This window comes from Ensifer adhaerens (genome assembly GCF_002007205.1).
Taxonomy (GTDB): Bacteria; Pseudomonadota; Alphaproteobacteria; order Rhizobiales; family Rhizobiaceae; genus Ensifer; species Ensifer adhaerens_D.
This window is the reverse complement of the sequence record NZ_LAZS01000006.1, coordinates 187,742-204,164: the sequence shown is the minus strand read 5'-3', so window position 1 is coordinate 204,164 and position 16,423 is coordinate 187,742. Positions and strand designations below refer to the sequence as shown.

The following is a 16,423-nucleotide window of genomic DNA, read 5'->3' as shown; positions in this document are numbered from 1 at the left end:
ACCTAGTGCGCCCACCCCTGAAGGTCCATGGCGAGGCCGCTGAAAGGCGGAACTTTCAACAGCGCGGATCGATAAGCAGCTTGCCGTCGCGGCCCGGATCCGCCTGGTGCGCGAGCGCCGCGTCGAGCCGGCTCAAGGGGTAGATTTCGGCAATCCGGCTGGAAAAGAGGCCGGATCGCAGGCCGTCGAAACTCTTCGCAAAGGCCGCTTCGATCGATGACCGCCCGGCCGAATGCACCCAGGTACGCAGCCACAGGAAGGAGAAGTGGATATCCGCCCGCGCCTGGATCGCCGCTTGCGAGACGGGAACACCGCTCAGCGCCCCATACTGGATGAAGGTGCCACCGGGCTCGAGCGTGCGAACGATAAGATCTCCGGCAAATGGACCGCCAACCGCGTCGATGATCGCATCGACGCGGAGCCCCGGCGGATGGCGTTCGTCGCCGAGTGCGACCCGGCCGGGAAATTCGAGCGACAGGCGCTCGGCGCTGCGCTGACTGCGCACGATGCCGGTGGCATCGGCCCCTTCGCCGGCAAGCAGCTTCATCAGCATGCCGCCGATGGCCGATCCTGCGGCGGTGACGCCGATACGGCGCCGTGCGAGCAGGCCGAAATGTTGGCGCAGCGCCTCGATCAGTTGCAACGCCGTCAGCGGATTGACGTAGCAGGTCGCCGCATCGGTTTCGCCGATTTCATCGGGTAGGATGAAGCACCATTCGGCCGGCCTGATCAGATATTCCTGCCACAGGCCGCTGGCGCCGATCGGCACCACACGGTCTCCGGGCTTCAGCGATATGACGCCGGCGCCGATGCGCGTCACCGTGCCGAAACCTTCAAAGCCTGGCACGAAGGGCAGCGTTGTGCGGGCGCTATAGGCCCCGGTCACCGGGATCAGATCGGACGGGTTGATCGCGGTGAGCGCCACCGCCACCTCGACTTCGCCGGGGCCGGGCGCAACGCGATCCGCGTCGACGAGCGCAATCGCTTGCCGGGGATCGCCGAACTGGCTAACGAGGGTGGAGCGCATCGTCAGGGAGCCTCGCATGGACGGCAGGGAGCTGGAGAACGTCACGGAAATCCGTATTCCGTTTCGCGATATAGACATGCACGGCCACATGCACAATGCCGCCTATTATGCCCATGCGGAAGCCGCACTTTCCACCCTTTGGCGCCACCGTCCGCATGTGGTCAACGAGCCGAGCTACCTCGTCCGCCGTTCGGCTTGCGTCTATCACCGGGGCCTGCGCTACGACGAGCCGGCTCGTTTCACGGTCAATGTGGCGAAGGTCGGCGGCAGCTCGATCAGCTTTGCCGTGAAGGTCGAAGCGCGCGGCCAATTGGCGGCGGAGGTAGAGGTCGTCTGGGTCGCCGTCGATCCGCAACGCCACACGCCACTGCCGCTGCCGACGGCGACGCGGGAGTGGCTGGCGGCCTATTCTGTTTAACCAGGCACGCGAACCGTGCGAAACAGCGCGACAATGCCCATGCCACCGCCGACGCCCATCATCGCCAGTCCTTCCGTGCCGGCAGGCGCGCTCGACATCTGCGAGAACAGCCTGACGGCGAGGATCGCCCCGGAGGCGCCATAGGGATGGCCGAGCGCAATAGCGCCGCCGTCGAGATTGACCTTCTCCGCGCGAATGTCCAACTCGTCGAGACTGCCGAGCACCTGCGAGGCGAAGGCTTCATTGAATTCGATGAAATCGACTTTCTGAGGGTCGAGCGTGGGTTGCCGGCTTTTGAGCTTCTGCATTGCCGGAACCGGGCCGAGGCCGAGCAGATTGGGATCGAAGCCCGCCGTCGCCGCGTCGACGAATTCGAGCGCGGAGGGAACGCCACGCAGCCGCGCTTCTGCAAGGCTCGTCACCAGCACCACCGCCGCGCCGTCGTTGATCGGGCAGGCGTTGCCGGCGGTCACCGTGCCGCCCTCGACGAACACCGGCTTCAGCCGCTGCAGCGTTTCCATCGAGGCATTGGCGCGAGGGCATTCGTCTTGCAGGACGGGGCCCGCCGCCGTTTCGATCGGCACGATTTCGCGGGAGAAGCGGCCGGCAAGCGCGGCCTCGACCGCGCGGCGATGGCTTTGAAGCGCAAAGGCATCCTGCCGTTCACGAGAGATCCCGCAGGCCGTCGCGACGTTTTCGGCGGCAACGCCCATGTCCGGATCGCCGATCTCGTCGGGCGCCATGCGGGCGCGCTTGACCGGCGCGAGCTCACCACCGCGTTCCAGTGGCGGCCTCAGACGGATATGGGCACGGCTGGCGCTCTCCGTGCCGCCGGCAAGATAGAAGCGGCCGGCGCCTGCCTGGATCATGCGCGCCGCAAGCGTGATCGCCTCGAGCCCCGAGCCGCATTGTCGGTCAACCGTGACACCCGGCGTCGAGACCGGCAGGCCTGCCTCGAGGGCCGCGAGTCGGGCAAGATTGCCGGCGCTGTTGGCGGCATTGCCGAGAATGACGTCGTCGATCTCGGTCGGCTCCAGCCCAATGTTGGCAAGAATACGGGCGATCAGCGGTGCCGCGAGTTGCGAGGGCTCGATGTCCCGAAGCACGCCGTTGACCCGGCCGATCGGCGTCCGGAGCGCGGCGATGATGACAGGCGTGCGTGCTGGGTCAGTCGAGGCGTTCGAGAGCATCGTTTCCATCTGCGATCCATTGCCTGAGCGTGCCGGCCGCTACCTTGCCCGACTGCGTCATGGGTATTTTTCCGCAAAGCCAGATGCGGCGCGGATGCTTGTAGCGCGGCAGATGGGCGGCGAGATGACGGTAAAGCGTTTCCCGGTCAAAATCGCTGCCCTCAAGCTCGATGACGGCGACGAGTTCGCTGCCGAGATCGGGGTGATCGAGGCCGAGGACGAGAGCTGCGTGCACGCTCGCATCGGCGATGAGCACCGCTTCCACCTCCTGCGGGTAGATGTTGTTGCCGCCCGAGAGCACCATGCCACCGGCGCGGCCAAGCAGGTGCAGCGTGCCGTCTTCGCCGAGAAAGCCGAGATCGCCGACCGTCGCGAGTTCGCCAAGGCGGCGGAAGCCGGCGCCATCCGCGGTGCCGACATAGCCGTCGGAGATGAGCGCGCTGTCGACGAAGATCGTCCCCGTCTCGCCGGTGGGCATTTCGCGTCCTTTGTCGTCGCGAACGCTGAGCGTGACGCCCGGAAAGGCGCGGCCGACGGCAGTTGCCGAAGCGGTGTCGGTCTTGGTCGCAACGCTGATGAAGCCCAGTTCCGAGGCGCCGTAATACTCGATGATATCGGCTCGCGGAAAAGCAAGCGCGGCGCGGGCGCGGTCGCTCGTCGTCAGCTTGGCGCCTGCAACGGTGATCTGCGTGACCGATGTTTGCGGCCGGCCGGTGGCTGCCGTGCAGAGCCGCCTGAGCATCGTCGGCACGAGCACCAGACGTTGGACCTTCTCCGTCTCGATGATGGAAATCGCCCGGTTCGCCTCGAAATGCGCGGCCCCGATGAACTCGGCGCCGGCGACGAGCACTTCGGCAAGCGCGTAGAGCGTCAGCCCGTGCGCCAGCGGACCGGGCGCGAAGGTGCGGGTGTTGCGGTCGATGCCGAAGAAGCGCTCGCCGGTGGCAAGGCTCCTCCGCCACGAGCCGCGATTGCGGATGATCGCCTTTGGCGTTCCCGTCGTGCCTGAGGTGAAGACGACCAGAAACGGCTCGCTGTCATCTCCAATTGCGAGTGGCGCGTGCTCCGCGTCATCGCTCGCATGGAAGGACCGGGTCTCGCCGTTTGCCGGGGCATGGAGCGTAAGTCCATCGCTGTTGGCACTGATGATGAGATCGGGAGACAGGCGATCGCGCATGGTCTTGCGTGTCGCTTCCGGAAGGTGCGGGTCGATCAGCGCGACACAGTTGCCGCCGTTGGTAGCTGCGAGAAAAGCGGCGGCAAAGAGCGGATGATTGCCCGCTTCCAGCGCGATCAGGCGCGCACGATCGCCAAGCGCGCTACGATGCCCGGCGCGTCCGGCCAAATCGTCGAAAGCTTTGGCAAGTGCGCCAGCAATGTGCGCGAGTTCACCGAAAGTGAAAACCCGGCCCTCGATTCGGAAGGCCGGGGCATGCGGATGGTCTTCCGCGTGGCGATGGATCGCGGCGGCAAAGGGCATCGGCTCAGGCGCGGGCCGGGAGCAGCGGGTAGCCGGCGTAGACGGCGCGCGCGGCCAGCGTCGCGATCGCCGCCTTCAGGAGGTCGCCCGGGATGAAGGCGAGCGAACCGGTGGCGACCGTCAGGAGCGGCGTGCCGGTAACGGCGGAAACCCAGGGCATGCCGATCGCATAGAGCACGACGATGCCGCCTAGGACGGAGGCGAGGAAGAAGCCGATGAACTGGCGCATTTCCGCCTGGCTCTCGCGCACAGTGCGTTCGGCAATCAGGCCCGTGACGAAGGTGGCAACGACCCAGCCGATGATGAAGCCGCCCGACGGGCCGGCAAGGACGGCGAGACCACCGCGGCCGCCCGAAAGCACCGGCAGGCCGATTGCGACAAGCAGCAGGAACAGGAGAAAGGCGAGCGCGCCGCGCTTGGCGCCGAGAATGCAGCCGGCAAGCATCACACCCATGGACTGCGCAGTGATCGGCACCGGAATGAAGCCGAGCGTGATCGGCGGGATGAGGCCGAGCACGACGACGATCGCGGCAAAGAGGGCGATGAGGACGAGATCTCTGGTGTTCATGTGCTTCCGGTTCCCTGTCTATTAGAGTTCGCGAATTTATTGACGGCGAAATCCGCGCGTGTCAATCGCGGCAGCAATCGTATCGGCATCCTTCAGCGTCAGGATGATCAGCGGCCCGATGATCGTCAACGGCCGGACCGGCAGGCCGCGCGCCCGATGGGCTTCGCGGATTGCCTGATATCGCGCAAAGATATCCGGGACGAAGCGCAGTACCAGCCCGAGCGCCAGGCTGACATCGGCCGCCTTCAGCCAGCCAAGCCGTTCGAGCGGCAGCAAAAGGATTGTGATCTCGTCCATGAAGGCGCTGATCGTCGTCGTCGCGGTGACGGCGGCTGCAAACGTCACCAGCGCCATCAGCCGCAAGGTCAAAGTCGCGACCTCGGCAACGGACAGGTAGAAGAGATTGACGGCGGCCAGGAAGAAGATCGTCAGGAAGACGAAGCCGACGCGCTTCAGCGCTTCCTTCGGTGAGAGACCGACGGAGAGATAGAGAGCGGCAGCGATCACGAAGGCGATTGCCTGAACCGCGAGCGAGCCGCTGAGAAAAAGCCCAATGCTCGACGCCACAAGCGCAATCAGCTTGGCTCTCACCGACAGCCGGTGGAGCAGGCTGTTGCCCTCGATGTGCAGGCTCGTCAGCATCCGGCGATCTCGTGATAGCGGTGGATCGCGCCTTGCGGGTTGCCATCAAAGGCAAGTCGGCCCTCGTGGAAGAGCAGCAGCCGCTCGACGTTTTCGACAAGGGCGAGATCGTGGGTGATGACCACCGTATCCTCGGGCAGGTCATCGATAGCCCCGGCGACGCGGCGGCGGTTCTTCAGGTCGAGCTGGTTCGTCGGCTCGTCGAGGATCAGGATCTTTGGGTCGGTGACGACGACGCTTGCCATGGCGACGAGCTGGGTTTCGCCGCCCGAAAGCTCATGCACGCGGCGCCTTGCCAGATGTTCGATGCCGAAGCGCGAGAGTGCCGCCTGCATGCGGCGGTCGATCTCATCGCGCGAAAGGCCGCGGTTCTTCAGGCCGAAGGCAATGTCTTCGGCGACCACGGGCATGATCAGCTGGTGCTGCGGGTTCTGGAAGATGAAGCCGGCCTCGGAAAGCACGGCGCGATCGTCCTTGACGGTGTCGAGGCCGTTGACGGTAACGCTGCCGGTTGAAGGTTTGACCAGACCGTTGATCAGTCGGGCAAAGGTGGTCTTGCCGGAACCGTTGAGGCCGATGATGCCGATGCGCTTTTCGTTGAGGGTCAGCGTCAGAGGCTGCAAGGCCACCCGCTCGCCGAAGCGGACCGCGCAATCGGTAAAGCGGATGTCCATTCCGTTCCTCGTTGTCTTCGGCCCGCGCCGTTTTCGCGTTGCTCTATAGGCCAAGAGCAACGACAAGAGCAATGCGCTCCGCGAACCGATGCTCTATTTGAATTATGGGAATAAAAGCCTACTCTTGTCGCCATGACGATTCGCCTTTCCAACAGCGACGCCCGTCGCATCTTCCTCGCCAAGCAGGGCCTTTCAGGCGCGCCCAACCGCGCGCTCGGCAAGGAAGGGCTCCTGAAGCTCATCCATGACATCGGTTTCGTGCAGGTCGACAGCATCTCGACGGTGGAGCGCGCCCATCACCAGATCCTGTTTTCCCGCAACCAGACTTACCGCCGCGAACATCTGACGGCGCTGCTGGAGGACGACCGCGACCTCTTCGAACATTGGACGCACGACGCCTCGATCATTCCGAGCAGCTTCTTTCGCTACTGGAAGCACCGCTTCAAATGGGAAGGCGAGACGATCGTCGAGCGCTGGAAGGCGTGGCGCGGCGAGGGCTTCGAAAAGGGTTGCGACGACACCTATCAGCGCATTGCCGAGGGCGGACCGGTACTCGCCCGCGATCTCAAGGAAGCCGAGCACGAATCCGGTGGCTGGTGGAACTGGCATCCGTCGAAGACGGCGCTGGAGGTGCTGTGGCGTACCGGCAAGCTCGCGATCGCGCGCCGCGAGAATTTCCAGAAGGTCTACGATCTCACCGAAAGAGTGATCCCGTCGCATCACCACGAGGGCGATGTCAGCCACCCGGAGTTCGTTGACTGGGCCTGTCGCAGCGCGCTGGAGCGACTGGGTTTTGCTACCCATGGTGAGATCGCCGCGTTCTGGGATCTGGTGTCCCCGGATGAGGCGAAGTCCTGGGTGGCCGAGCATCGCGACGAACTGGAAGAAGTTGCGATCGAGGCGATCGATGGTGGGCGCCCGCGCGTCGCCTATGCCTTTGCCGGATTTCCGGGGGCTCTCGGCGAAATCCCTGAGCCCCCGGGCCGGGTCCGGGTCCTCAGCCCCTTCGATCCGCTCCTGCGCGACCGCAACCGCACCGAGCGCCTGTTCGGGTTTTATTATCGCATCGAGGTCTTCGTGCCCGAGGCCAAGCGCGAGTACGGCTACTACGTCTTTCCATTGATCGAGGGCGACCGGCTGATTGGCCGCATCGACATGAAGGCGGATCGCAAGCGCGGCAGCCTCGATGTCCGCAGGCTCTGGCTCGAAAAGGGTGTCAGGGCATCGGCTGGCCGCCTTGAGCGCATCGACGCCGAGCTCGAACGGATTGCCCGTTTCGCCGGTGTCGAAAGCGTCGAGCGTCTCGAAGGGTGGAACGCATCGCTTAAGGCCTGATGCCCGCTGACATCACCATGGTGCGTCGTGGCGCAGCACAGTTCCGCAGGTCGATCCTGCTCACCGGAATCCTGTCGCACGTGATATTTTCCTTGGCTTGAACCCGCCGCCTTCCTAAATGGAGGCGATAGAAATTCCTGACGCGGGAGCGTGCCACTATGAACACCGATCTGATGAGCCTCTTCGATGCCGACGAGGCAACGGTCCGCAAGGTTCTCTCGGAAACGCTCGCCGGCGCCGACGATGGCGAACTGTTCCTCGAACATGCGCAAGCCGAGGTGCTGTCCTTCGATAACGGCCGTCTGAAGGGCGGCAGCTTCAACACCGACCAGGGCTTTGGCCTCCGTGCCGTGGCCGGCGAAGCGGTCGGCTATGCCCATTCCGGCGAGCTTTCGCTGTCGGCTCTGCGCCGCGCCTCCGATGCGGTCGCGCAGGTCACGCGCGGCTATGCCGGCTCCTACGCCGCAGCCCCGCAGCGCACCAACAAGAAGCTTTACGGCGACGAGAACCCGATCGGCGAGCCGAGCTTCGAGGCGAAGGTGGCTCTTCTGCAAGAGATCGACGCCTATCTGCGCGCCAAGGACCCGAAGGTCCGCCAGGTCACCGCCACGATCGCCGCAAGCTGGCAGGTCGTCGATATCCTCAGGGCCGATGGCCATCGGGTGCATGATGTCCGACCGATGACCCGCATCAACATCTCCGTCGTTACCGGCGATGGCGACCGCCAGGAAAGCGGCTCCTTCGGCACCGGCGGCCGTCGCGGCTTCGGCGACTTTGTCACCGCGGAAAACTGGAAGCAGGGCGCCGACGAGGCGCTGCGCCAGGCGCTGGTCAATCTCGAAGCGATCGATGCGCCGGCCGGCACCATGGACGTGGTGCTTGCTTCCGGCTGGCCGGGCGTCATGCTGCATGAGGCTGTCGGCCACGGCCTCGAAGGCGATTTCAACCGCAAGAAGACCTCGGCCTTTGCCGGGCTGCTGGGCGAGCAGGTCGCCGCCAAGGGCGTCACCGTCGTCGACGACGGTACCATCGAGGCGCGCCGTGGTTCCATTTCCATCGACGACGAAGGCACGCCCTCCGGCTACAACGTGCTGATCGAAGACGGTAAGCTGGTCGGCTACATGCAGGACCGCCAGAACGCCCGTCTCATGGGCATGCAGCCCACCGGCAACGGCCGCCGCCAGGGCTATGCCCATGTGCCGATGCCGCGCATGACCAACACCTACATGCTCTCGGGCGACAAGACGCCGGAGGAAATCATCGCCTCGGTCAAGAAGGGTATCTATGCCGTTTCCTTCGGCGGCGGACAGGTGGACATCACCTCCGGAAAGTTCGTCTTCGGCTGCACCGAGGCCTACCTGATCGAGAACGGCAAGATCGGCGCGCCGGTCAAGGGCGCTATGCTGATCGGCAACGGCCCGGATGCGATGAAGCGCGTGACCATGGTCGGCAACGACACCAAGCTCGACACCGGCATCGGCAATTGCGGCAAGGCCGGCCAATGGGTGCCTGTCGGCGTCGGCCAGCCGCATCTGCGCATGGACCAGATCACGGTCGGCGGCACGCAGGCGTAAGAGGCGTTGCTGTTGATCCTGTGCGCTACGGCCCTGCTATTGGCAGGCGAAGTTCTCTCGCCTGCTGTTTTGTCCTGATCGCAGTCAGCCCTCGTTCAAAGCACGAAGTAGCACGGGGCTTCTAAGGCTCAGCCGCGCGACGGCAGCATCATGCAGTCATAGGACCGCTCTTTGAGCGCGTCGCATGCCGCGGCTGCCGCATCGCGGGTCGAAAAACCGACGAAGCGGGCGCGGTAGATCGCCTTGGCGCCCTTGCCGACCGCTTCCGTATAAGGTGTGGCGCCTGCGAGCGGTGCACCGGCTTCCGAGCGCGCCTGGGCGAGCAGCATGCGGGCAGCCTCAGCGGACGGCGCGGCGGAAATCTGGATCTGCCAGCCGCCGCCCGCAACCGGCACCGCTGTCGTCGTCTCGATCTCGGCAACCTCCGTCGGGCGTTCCGCGGGGATGGCCGCCGTGGACGTCGCCGCAATCAAGGCAGCAACCGAATCCTGCCTGGCCCGCTGAGGTGCTGCATAGGGCATCGGGACGTCTGATGTTGCGACCGCTGCAACCTCGACCGGCGCTTCGACCGCCTTGCCGCCGCGCGTCGACGCCACGAGCTGGCGGCCGCCCTTGGCCGCCTTGCCGACATGGCGGTCGAGTAGTGCTGCCATCTTGGCGTCGCGGCTGCGCGCCGTCTTGCCGCCGAGAACGACGCCGACGACCCGGCGATTGCCGTCCTTGACGGCGCTGACGAGGTTGAAGCCGGAGGCATTGGTGTAGCCGGTCTTGATGCCGTCCATGCCGTCGTAGCGATACATCAGGTTATTGTGGCCGCGGACCTTGCGGCCGCGGAAATTGAAGCTCTCGGTCGCAAACAGCCGGTACTCCCGCGGAAAATCGCGCATCAGCGCAACGGCGAGCGTCGACATTTCGCGCGCGGTCGTCACCTGCCTGCTTGCCGGCAGACCGGAGGAGTTGATGAAGACGGTCTTGCGCATCCCCAGTTGCCGCGCCTTGGCGGTCATCATCCGGGCGAAGTTCGCCTCCGAACCACCAAGCTTCTCGGCCATGGCCGCCGCCGCGTCGTTGCCGGAGCGCACGATCATGCCGAGCACGGCCTCACGAACCGTGATCGTCATGCCGGACCTGAGGCCGAGGCGCATCGGCGGTTTCGCCGCCGCCGCCTTCGAAACCTTGATCTTGCTGTCCCAGGAAAGCTTGCCGCTCTTCAGCGCCTCGAAGGCCATGTAGACCGTCATCATCTTCGTCAGAGATGCCGGATGGTTGAGGACGTCAGGATTTTCGGCCGAAAGGACTTTGCCGGTGCGCGCGTCGAGCACCAGCGACGCGCTTCCGGCGACGGCCGTCGCGGTCCCGAGCGCCAGAGCAAAGGTCGCCAGCAGGAGGCAGCGCAGAGTTTTCATGTCGATCCCCGTCGAAGAGCGCCGTCGCCCAGGCGCAAAGCTGTTTCGTTTTGTGACAAGATCCGTGTCTTTGTTGCAACTTTAGGGCGGAATGTGGCGATTCGACCTTGTTTTCGGGGTTGTGGTAAATGGCCGGTGAACGCCCTCCGCATTCAACAAGGTTTAACGCCCCTGTCGTTAACTTTCCAGACTCGTACGCCGCGCAGGAAACTTGCGGGCCAGATTTTGGGGGCCGACCATCAACAGCATGATCAGGACAATTGTGCGCCGCGCCGTGATCGCCGGCGGGCTGGAAGTCTCCGGTGGCTTGAGCCGCGCCGGGCTGATGGCCGGCGCGCGCGGGCAGGGGGCGATCTTTACCCTGCACCATGTCCGGCCGAAACCTGCCCGTGCGTTCGATCCGAATGCGCATCTGGAGATCACGCCGGATTTTCTCGACGTAGCGCTGCGGACGCTGAAGCGCGACGGCTATCGCTTCGTCCCGCTCGAACAATTGCCGGATGCGCTGGCCGCCAAAGGCGGACCGGTCGCCTGCCTTACCCTCGACGACGGCTACAGGAACAATCTCGAACATGCGCTGCCGGTCTTCGAGCGCCATCAGGCGCCGTTCACGGTGTTCGTTGCGGGTGGTTTCGTCGATCGCACCCATACGCTTTGGTGGGAGACGCTTGCCGACATGCTCGCAACGAACGAGACGCTGCGCTTTGACTTCGGCCGCGGTCTGGAGACGCTGCAGCTCCGTGCTGCGGTAGAAAGGCAGGCCGCCTTCAATCGCATCGCGGCTTTCATTCACAGCCACGACGAGGCGAAGGCGATCGCTTCCCTGAATGCCGCAGCGCTTGACCGCGGCATCGATCCCCTGGCCATCACCGACCGGCTGACGCTGGATGAGGCCGGATTGCGGCGCCTGGTGGAAAGTCCTCTCGCAAGCCTCGGCGCCCACACGATCAGCCACCGGTCCGTCGCGCGTCTGACGGATGCCGAGGCGAGGCGGGAGATTGAGGAATCGCTGCAGCGCGTCGAGGCGATCACCGGTCGCCGGCCTCTGACCTTTGCCTATCCCTATGGCGACGCGCCGGCGGTTTCGGCACGCGACCATCGCATCATCGCCGATCTCGGCTTTACCCTGGCGGTCACGACCCAACCCGGCACGCTCGCCGCGCGGACGCAATGCAGCCTCAATGCGTTGCCGCGCATTTCGCTGAACGGCCATTTCCAGCGTGCACGCTACGTCTCGGCGCTGGCATCGGGCATCCCCTTCCGCCTGGCGGCTGGTTAGGAATGGCCGAACATTGCGACTGCATTGGTGTCTAACCCCTGGAGAGGCAGGCCGCCGCACCCTTAGGGGTACATGCGCACCTTTTCCCAGCCGCCTTCGGGAGCTTCGCGGCGAAACTCCATGCGGTCGTGCAGGCGGAACGGGCGGTCGTGCCAGAACTCGATCGACGTCGGGCGAATGCGGAAGCCGGACCAGTAGCTCGGGCGCGGGATCTCGCCGAGCGCGTGGCGGGCCGTGTATTCGGCAACGGCCTTTTCCAGCGCGAAACGGCCTTCGAGCGGCCGCGACTGCTTCGAGGCCCAGGCGCCGATGCGGCTGCCGCGCGGACGGCTCTTGAAATATTCGTCGGCTTCCTCGTCGGTGACGATCTCGACCGGGCCGCGCACGCGCACCTGCCGCCGAAGCGATTTCCAGTGGAAGCACATGGCGGCCTTGCGGGCGCCAAGGATCTCCTGGCCCTTCTGGCTTTCGAAATTCGTGTAGAAAACGAAGCCGCGTTCGTCGAAGCCTTTCAGCAGGACCATACGCACATTCGGCAGCCCGTCCGCATCGACAGTGGCAAGCGCGACCGCGTTCGGGTCGTTGATCTCGCTGCCTTCCGCGTCCTTCAGCCATGTGCCAAACAGGGAAAAGGGTTCATTTGATTCGGTGAAGTCACCGCTTGTTAACTCATTCGCCGCCATATTGCGTTCCAATGCCGTGATGTCTGGCGCGGAAATGCTTCGGGATGAGCCCGACCGGTGTTTCCGCATCGAAAATGTCGGAGCCTGTATGTTGACCTTGTCGAGAAACGTGCGGCTCCAGCGAGTCTGACAGGATTGCCGTGCAAGACATAGCAAAGTGGATCGATGCCAAGAAGGGGTATTCCTTCGCCTTGCTGCGTAGCGCGGCAATTTGCCTGCCGGTTCTGGCACTGTCCGGCTGCATGGGAGCCGGGCTCGACCTTTTCGGTAGCGGCGTCGACCGCACGGTCTCGACAGGCACCGTTCCCGTCGCCAAGACTTCCGATGGTCTTTCCGATGCGGTGATGGTTCGCAACGCCGTCACATCGGCCGAGCTCAACAGCGGCGCCATCAATCCTATTCCCTGGGCCAATGCGACCTCCGGTAGCGCCGGTGTCATCAGCACTATTCAGGAAGACCGTGCGAGCGGCATGCTCTGCCGCCGTTTCACCACGACGCGTCATTCCTACGAAGGCATCGCCAAGTTCGACGGCAGCACGTGCCAAGGCGGCGACGGCGCCTGGTATCTGACGAGCTTCGGCCCGCGCGCCTGAGGTCAGCCTCGGAAATTCACGATTAACCACGATTCGGCAAATGCGCGCATGACGGCCGGCGATGCCGCTTCTATGGCCGCCGGCGGTCTCGTGGCTAACCACTATTTAGCAACTTCTCCGGATCATCGGCGTTCAATGGACGGGCGGCGATGACGCCTGCAATCGGGGCAGCGGCGGGCGTCAGGGAGAGGCCGCCGATCAGAGAAGATGGTAGAAACCATGCGTGATCCCTATGTGATCCTCGGGGTCCGGCGCAACGCCGGGCAGGACGAAATCAAGGCGGCCTGGCGTTCGCTGGCAAAGGCCGTGCATCCGGACCATAACCAGGACGATCCAAACGCCGCCGAGCGTTTTGCCGAGGCCGGAAAGGCCTATGAACTCCTGCGCGATCCGAAGCTCAGAAGCCGCTACGACTATGCCCGCCGCGAGGCCGAGCTTCGCCGCATGGAGGCGATGAAGGCGAAGATGCGGCCTCAGGAGGAGCCGCCGGTCGACGCTGAAACCGCCGAGGATGCCATTTCACAGATTTTTGGTGCGGAGGTCCGCGCCAAGTCGGCCCGTCCGTCGCCGAAGCCGGCACCCAAGCCGGCACCGAAGCCGGCTGCGGCAGCAAAGGAGCCGGAGCGCCCGGCCCAGGCTTCCGAAAGCAAGCCGGAACCAGCCCCCGAACCGCAGCAGGAAAGCGCTCTCAAGACAGAGACGCCGCTGATGCAGCGTGCAGCCGCACCGGCAGCCGAGCTTGTGGCCGCAATCGTCCGGCGGATCCGGGGTCGCGCGGCAAAGACTGCCGAGAAGGTCCCGGATCTTCCCATTGATCTCGCCGTCAGCGTTGACGACCTGATCAATCGCCAGCGCCTCAGCGTCGAGCTTCCCGACGGCGAAAGCCTGAAGGTGCAGATCCCTCCGGGCGCCGTCGACGGTCAGAGCATTCGTCTGGCGGAGCAGGGCTATCGGGTGACCGGCATGACCCGTGGCGACGTCGTCGTCACGCTCAGGGTCGATCAGGGCGGGGCCTTTCGAACCCGTGGTCTCGACCTCATGACCACCTTGCCGATCGATCTGCAGGGCGCGGTTCTCGGTTGCGAGCAGGTCATCGAGACACCGGTTGGGCAAGTTACGGTGGTCGTGCCCGCCTGGTCCGGTTCGGACAAGGTCATCCGTCTTGCGGGCAGGGGAATGCCCGGGGCCTACGGAACGCATGGCGACCTGCTGGTCGAACTGCGGCTGGTCCTGCCCGAGGCGCCCGACGATAAGATCACCGATCTGATGAAGTCGCAGCGCGACGGTCTCTATCTGTGATAGGCCGTTTGTGACAGTTCGCTGACACACTGAACCAATATTACGGGGACTAACAGTTCCTGATCTCAGCCGTGCTTGAACCACCCTTGCGGCTATGCCATAGGCAATTCTCGACATTTTGCCGCACCCGTTCTCGTGGGGCGTCTGTGACATTTTTGATCTTTGGCACCGGCGACGGCCGATGCTGGAATAGTATTGGGGACTTACCATGGCTCAGGCATCCGGTCTGATGAAGGGCAAGCGCGGCGTCATCATGGGCGTCGCAAACAACCGTTCCATCGCATGGGGCATTGCCAAGGCCATCCACGCGCAGGGTGGTGAAGTTGCGTTGACCTATCAGGGCGACGCCCTGAAGAAGCGCGTCGAGCCGCTGCTCGCGGAAATCGACGGCTTCATGGCCGGCCATTGCGACGTCAGCGACGAAGCCACTATCGACGCGGTCTTCGACACGCTCGAGAAGAAGTGGGGCAAGATCGACTTCGTGGTGCACGCGATCGGTTTCTCCGATAAGGACGAACTGACCGGCCGCTACGTCGACACGACGCCCGACAACTTCGCCAAGACGATGCAGATCTCGGTCTACTCCTTCACCTCGGTTGCCCGTCGCGCTGAAAAGCTGATGACCGACGGTGGCTCGATGCTGACGCTGACCTATTACGGCGCCGAGAAGGTCATGCCGAACTACAACGTCATGGGTGTCGCCAAGGCGGCTCTCGAAGCCAGCGTCAAGTACCTGGCCGTCGACCTCGGCCCGAAGAACATCCGCGTCAACGCGATTTCCGCCGGTCCGATCAAGACACTGGCCGCCTCCGGCATCGGCGACTTCCGCTATATCCTCAAGTGGAACGAGTACAACGCGCCGCTGCGTCGCACCGTGACCATCGAGGAAGTCGGCGACGTCGGCCTCTACATGCTCTCGGATCTTTCGCGCTCGGTTACCGGCGAAGTGCATCATGCCGACAGCGGCTATCATGTCGTCGGCATGAAGGCCGTGGACGCGCCCGATATCTCCGTGATCAAGGACTGACCGAACCGTAGGGACCGGTTCGGCAGCCTGCTGCCCGGAGACATGTTGTGCTGATCTATGTGATCCGTCACGGACAGACCGACTGGAATGCCGAAAGCCGGCTCCAGGGGCAAAAGGATATCCCTCTCAATGACTTCGGTCGCCAGCAGGCGACCGGCAACGGCGTGGCGCTTGCAGGCATCCTCGGCGCCGATGCCCGGCATTTCGACTTCGTCGCCAGTCCGCTCGGCCGCACGCGCGAGACCATGGAGCGCGTCAGGCTGGCCATGGGGCTCGCGCCCGAATCCTACCGGACCGACGAGCGGCTCAAGGAAGTTTCCTTCGGCGACTGGGAAGGGCATACGCTGCCGGAGCTCAAGCGCTCGGCGCCTCAGAGGATTGCCGAAAGGCGTGCGGTGAAATGGGATTTCATTCCGCCCGGCGAGGACGCCGAGAGCTACGAAATTCTGTCCTGGCGTATCGCCGCCTGGCTCAGGGACGTGACGAAGCCGACGGTCTGCGTCAGCCATGGCGGCGTCATCCGCGTGCTCTTCAAGCTTTTCGGGGAAATGGAAGCGGAGGAGGCCGCGACGGCGGCGATCCCGCAGGACCGCCTCCTGCGTATCTCCGGTAGTGCCATCGGCTGGATCTGACGGCCTGATACGCGCAGCGGCTGCCGGTACGACTTGCGAAACGTCAGAAACTCAAGGCGCGAATCTGCAAGTTCGCGAGGCGCTTTAGGACGTGGTGCTTAGATCAGCGCCGCAGAGCGCCACGCGCTCTCAAGGGATGCCTGTGCCAGAGGCATCCGAGTATAGAAGAGTTCCGATAAAACGAAGCGCGGTTTTTGTCCGGCAGCCAGAAGGACGGGGTGCCTTTTCCTACTGGACGATTTCGAGATCGTTGATCACCCGCTTGCCGTCCACTTCCGTATAGAAGACGAGAACCTTCACGCCGGCCTTCAGGCCTTCGAAGTTGAACTCCTCGGGTGCCTGATAGTTCTTGCCGTCGTCGAGGGACAGGCTCAGGCGTTCGGTATCGACACCCGTAATGGTAGCTTCCACATCGGCGCTTTCGGCCAGGGCTGACAAGGGCGAGAGCAGGCCTGCGGTGGCCATGAGCGCGGCAATAACAAAACGCATTCTTCTTGCCCTCTTCAACGAAACTGCGAACATTCTTGTCACTTCCTTTGATCCCCGATTGTGGCAAAAATTGCCCTGCTACTTGGCTTTTGGCCGGGCAACCCCGC

At 64.1% G+C, this 16,423-nt stretch carries 17 protein-coding genes; 8 read left to right on the top strand and 9 right to left on the bottom strand.

Annotation, left to right across the window (positions count from 1 at the left end; all coding sequences use genetic code 11):
* Positions 1 to 55: 55 nt before the first annotated feature.
* Entirely contained in the window at positions 56 to 1,027 is a 972-nt protein-coding gene (locus tag XB14_RS13690) for a zinc-dependent alcohol dehydrogenase family protein (RefSeq protein ID WP_077962163.1), read from the bottom strand.
* A gap of 16 nt (positions 1,028 to 1,043) precedes the next feature.
* Between XB14_RS13690 and XB14_RS13685 the strand changes: the two genes are divergently transcribed.
* Positions 1,044 to 1,445: an acyl-CoA thioesterase gene (locus XB14_RS13685; protein ID WP_077962162.1), complete on the top strand. Its 402-nt coding sequence runs from the start codon at positions 1,044 to 1,046 to the stop codon at positions 1,443 to 1,445.
* On the opposite strand, the gene XB14_RS13680 is transcribed toward XB14_RS13685, so the two are convergent.
* The 5 genes from XB14_RS13680 to XB14_RS13660 are packed head-to-tail and all read right to left on the bottom strand — an operon-like array spanning position 1,442 to position 5,999.
* Positions 1,442 to 2,635 (bottom strand): thiolase family protein, encoded by a 1,194-nt coding sequence (locus XB14_RS13680; RefSeq protein ID WP_077962911.1) that lies wholly within the window; start codon positions 2,633 to 2,635, stop codon positions 1,442 to 1,444. The genes XB14_RS13685 and XB14_RS13680 overlap by 4 nt on opposite strands.
* Positions 2,613 to 4,115: a class I adenylate-forming enzyme family protein gene (locus XB14_RS13675; protein ID WP_077962161.1), complete on the bottom strand. Its 1,503-nt coding sequence runs from the start codon at positions 4,113 to 4,115 to the stop codon at positions 2,613 to 2,615. The genes XB14_RS13680 and XB14_RS13675 overlap by 23 nt, the downstream gene beginning before the upstream one ends.
* 4 nt (positions 4,116 to 4,119) lie before the next feature.
* Complete coding sequence (locus tag XB14_RS13670) at positions 4,120 to 4,683, bottom strand: biotin transporter BioY (RefSeq protein ID WP_077962160.1); 564 nt, start codon at positions 4,681 to 4,683, stop codon at positions 4,120 to 4,122.
* Between the two features lie 36 nt (positions 4,684 to 4,719).
* On the bottom strand, positions 4,720 to 5,325 hold the full coding sequence (locus XB14_RS13665; protein WP_077962159.1) for an energy-coupling factor transporter transmembrane component T family protein: 606 nt from the start codon (positions 5,323 to 5,325) through the stop codon (positions 4,720 to 4,722).
* The gene (locus XB14_RS13660) at positions 5,319 to 5,999 is read right to left on the bottom strand and encodes an energy-coupling factor ABC transporter ATP-binding protein (protein WP_077962158.1); all 681 of its coding nucleotides are present in this window, start codon (positions 5,997 to 5,999) and stop codon (positions 5,319 to 5,321) included. The genes XB14_RS13665 and XB14_RS13660 overlap by 7 nt, the downstream gene beginning before the upstream one ends.
* Before the next feature lie 132 nt (positions 6,000 to 6,131).
* On the opposite strand from XB14_RS13660, the gene XB14_RS13655 reads away from it, so the two are divergent.
* Together XB14_RS13655 and tldD are read left to right on the top strand one after the other, a co-directional pair.
* Positions 6,132 to 7,334: a winged helix-turn-helix domain-containing protein gene (locus XB14_RS13655; RefSeq protein ID WP_077962157.1), complete on the top strand. Its 1,203-nt coding sequence runs from the start codon at positions 6,132 to 6,134 to the stop codon at positions 7,332 to 7,334.
* A 158-nt stretch (positions 7,335 to 7,492) separates the two neighbouring features.
* Complete coding sequence (tldD, locus tag XB14_RS13650) at positions 7,493 to 8,908, top strand: metalloprotease TldD (RefSeq protein WP_077962156.1); 1,416 nt, start codon at positions 7,493 to 7,495, stop codon at positions 8,906 to 8,908.
* Between the two features lie 128 nt (positions 8,909 to 9,036).
* Here tldD and XB14_RS13645 read toward each other — a convergent pair whose 3' ends face one another.
* Positions 9,037 to 10,314 carry a D-alanyl-D-alanine carboxypeptidase family protein gene (locus XB14_RS13645; protein ID WP_077962155.1) on the bottom strand — a complete coding sequence of 426 codons (1,278 nt, stop codon included), beginning with the start codon at positions 10,312 to 10,314 and terminating at the stop codon, positions 9,037 to 9,039.
* Positions 10,315 to 10,561: 247 nt separating this feature from the next.
* Here XB14_RS13645 and XB14_RS13640 point away from each other — a divergent pair, with 247 nt between their 5' ends.
* Complete coding sequence (locus XB14_RS13640) at positions 10,562 to 11,593, top strand: polysaccharide deacetylase family protein (RefSeq protein WP_077962910.1); 1,032 nt, start codon at positions 10,562 to 10,564, stop codon at positions 11,591 to 11,593.
* A 62-nt stretch (positions 11,594 to 11,655) separates the two neighbouring features.
* On the opposite strand, the gene pdxH is transcribed toward XB14_RS13640, so the two are convergent.
* Complete coding sequence (pdxH, locus tag XB14_RS13635; protein ID WP_077962154.1) at positions 11,656 to 12,345, bottom strand: pyridoxamine 5'-phosphate oxidase; 690 nt, start codon at positions 12,343 to 12,345, stop codon at positions 11,656 to 11,658.
* Between the two features lie 71 nt (positions 12,346 to 12,416).
* Between pdxH and XB14_RS13630 the strand changes: the two genes are divergently transcribed.
* From XB14_RS13630 to XB14_RS13615, 4 genes are all read left to right on the top strand, one after another.
* Positions 12,417 to 12,869, top strand: coding sequence for an RT0821/Lpp0805 family surface protein (locus tag XB14_RS13630; protein ID WP_077962153.1), 453 nt, complete (start codon positions 12,417 to 12,419; stop codon positions 12,867 to 12,869).
* Positions 12,870 to 13,076: 207 nt separating this feature from the next.
* A complete protein-coding gene (locus tag XB14_RS13625; protein WP_077962152.1) occupies positions 13,077 to 14,168 on the top strand; it encodes a J domain-containing protein in 1,092 nt (363 codons plus the stop codon).
* Positions 14,169 to 14,376: 208 nt separating this feature from the next.
* On the top strand, positions 14,377 to 15,195 hold the full coding sequence (gene fabI, locus XB14_RS13620) for an enoyl-ACP reductase FabI (RefSeq protein WP_077962151.1): 819 nt from the start codon (positions 14,377 to 14,379) through the stop codon (positions 15,193 to 15,195).
* A 47-nt stretch (positions 15,196 to 15,242) separates the two neighbouring features.
* The gene (locus tag XB14_RS13615) at positions 15,243 to 15,827 is read left to right on the top strand and encodes a histidine phosphatase family protein (protein WP_077962150.1); all 585 of its coding nucleotides are present in this window, start codon (positions 15,243 to 15,245) and stop codon (positions 15,825 to 15,827) included.
* A gap of 228 nt (positions 15,828 to 16,055) precedes the next feature.
* Here the strand turns inward: XB14_RS13615 and XB14_RS13610 are convergent, their stop codons facing one another.
* The gene (locus XB14_RS13610; RefSeq protein ID WP_034801209.1) at positions 16,056 to 16,316 is read right to left on the bottom strand and encodes a DUF1344 domain-containing protein; all 261 of its coding nucleotides are present in this window, start codon (positions 16,314 to 16,316) and stop codon (positions 16,056 to 16,058) included.
* Positions 16,317 to 16,423 lie beyond the last annotated feature (107 nt).

Coding starts and splice junctions, on each gene's coding strand:
- XB14_RS13690 (WP_077962163.1), bottom strand. CDS start 1,027: ATGCGCTCCACCCTCGTTAGCCAGTTCGGCGATCCCCGGCAAGCGATT.
- fabI (WP_077962151.1), top strand. CDS start 14,377: ATGGCTCAGGCATCCGGTCTGATGAAGGGCAAGCGCGGCGTCATCATG.
- tldD (WP_077962156.1), top strand. CDS start 7,493: ATGAACACCGATCTGATGAGCCTCTTCGATGCCGACGAGGCAACGGTC.
- XB14_RS13645 (WP_077962155.1), bottom strand. CDS start 10,314: ATGAAAACTCTGCGCTGCCTCCTGCTGGCGACCTTTGCTCTGGCGCTC.
- XB14_RS13685 (WP_077962162.1), top strand. CDS start 1,044: ATGGACGGCAGGGAGCTGGAGAACGTCACGGAAATCCGTATTCCGTTT.
- XB14_RS13675 (WP_077962161.1), bottom strand. CDS start 4,115: ATGCCCTTTGCCGCCGCGATCCATCGCCACGCGGAAGACCATCCGCAT.
- XB14_RS13660 (WP_077962158.1), bottom strand. CDS start 5,999: ATGGACATCCGCTTTACCGATTGCGCGGTCCGCTTCGGCGAGCGGGTG.
- XB14_RS13680 (WP_077962911.1), bottom strand. CDS start 2,635: ATGCTCTCGAACGCCTCGACTGACCCAGCACGCACGCCTGTCATCATC.
- XB14_RS13610 (WP_034801209.1), bottom strand. CDS start 16,316: ATGCGTTTTGTTATTGCCGCGCTCATGGCCACCGCAGGCCTGCTCTCG.
- XB14_RS13670 (WP_077962160.1), bottom strand. CDS start 4,683: ATGAACACCAGAGATCTCGTCCTCATCGCCCTCTTTGCCGCGATCGTC.
- XB14_RS13640 (WP_077962910.1), top strand. CDS start 10,562: ATGATCAGGACAATTGTGCGCCGCGCCGTGATCGCCGGCGGGCTGGAA.
- pdxH (WP_077962154.1), bottom strand. CDS start 12,345: ATGCGGAAACACCGGTCGGGCTCATCCCGAAGCATTTCCGCGCCAGAC.
- XB14_RS13665 (WP_077962159.1), bottom strand. CDS start 5,325: ATGCTGACGAGCCTGCACATCGAGGGCAACAGCCTGCTCCACCGGCTG.
- XB14_RS13655 (WP_077962157.1), top strand. CDS start 6,132: ATGACGATTCGCCTTTCCAACAGCGACGCCCGTCGCATCTTCCTCGCC.
- XB14_RS13625 (WP_077962152.1), top strand. CDS start 13,077: ATGGTAGAAACCATGCGTGATCCCTATGTGATCCTCGGGGTCCGGCGC.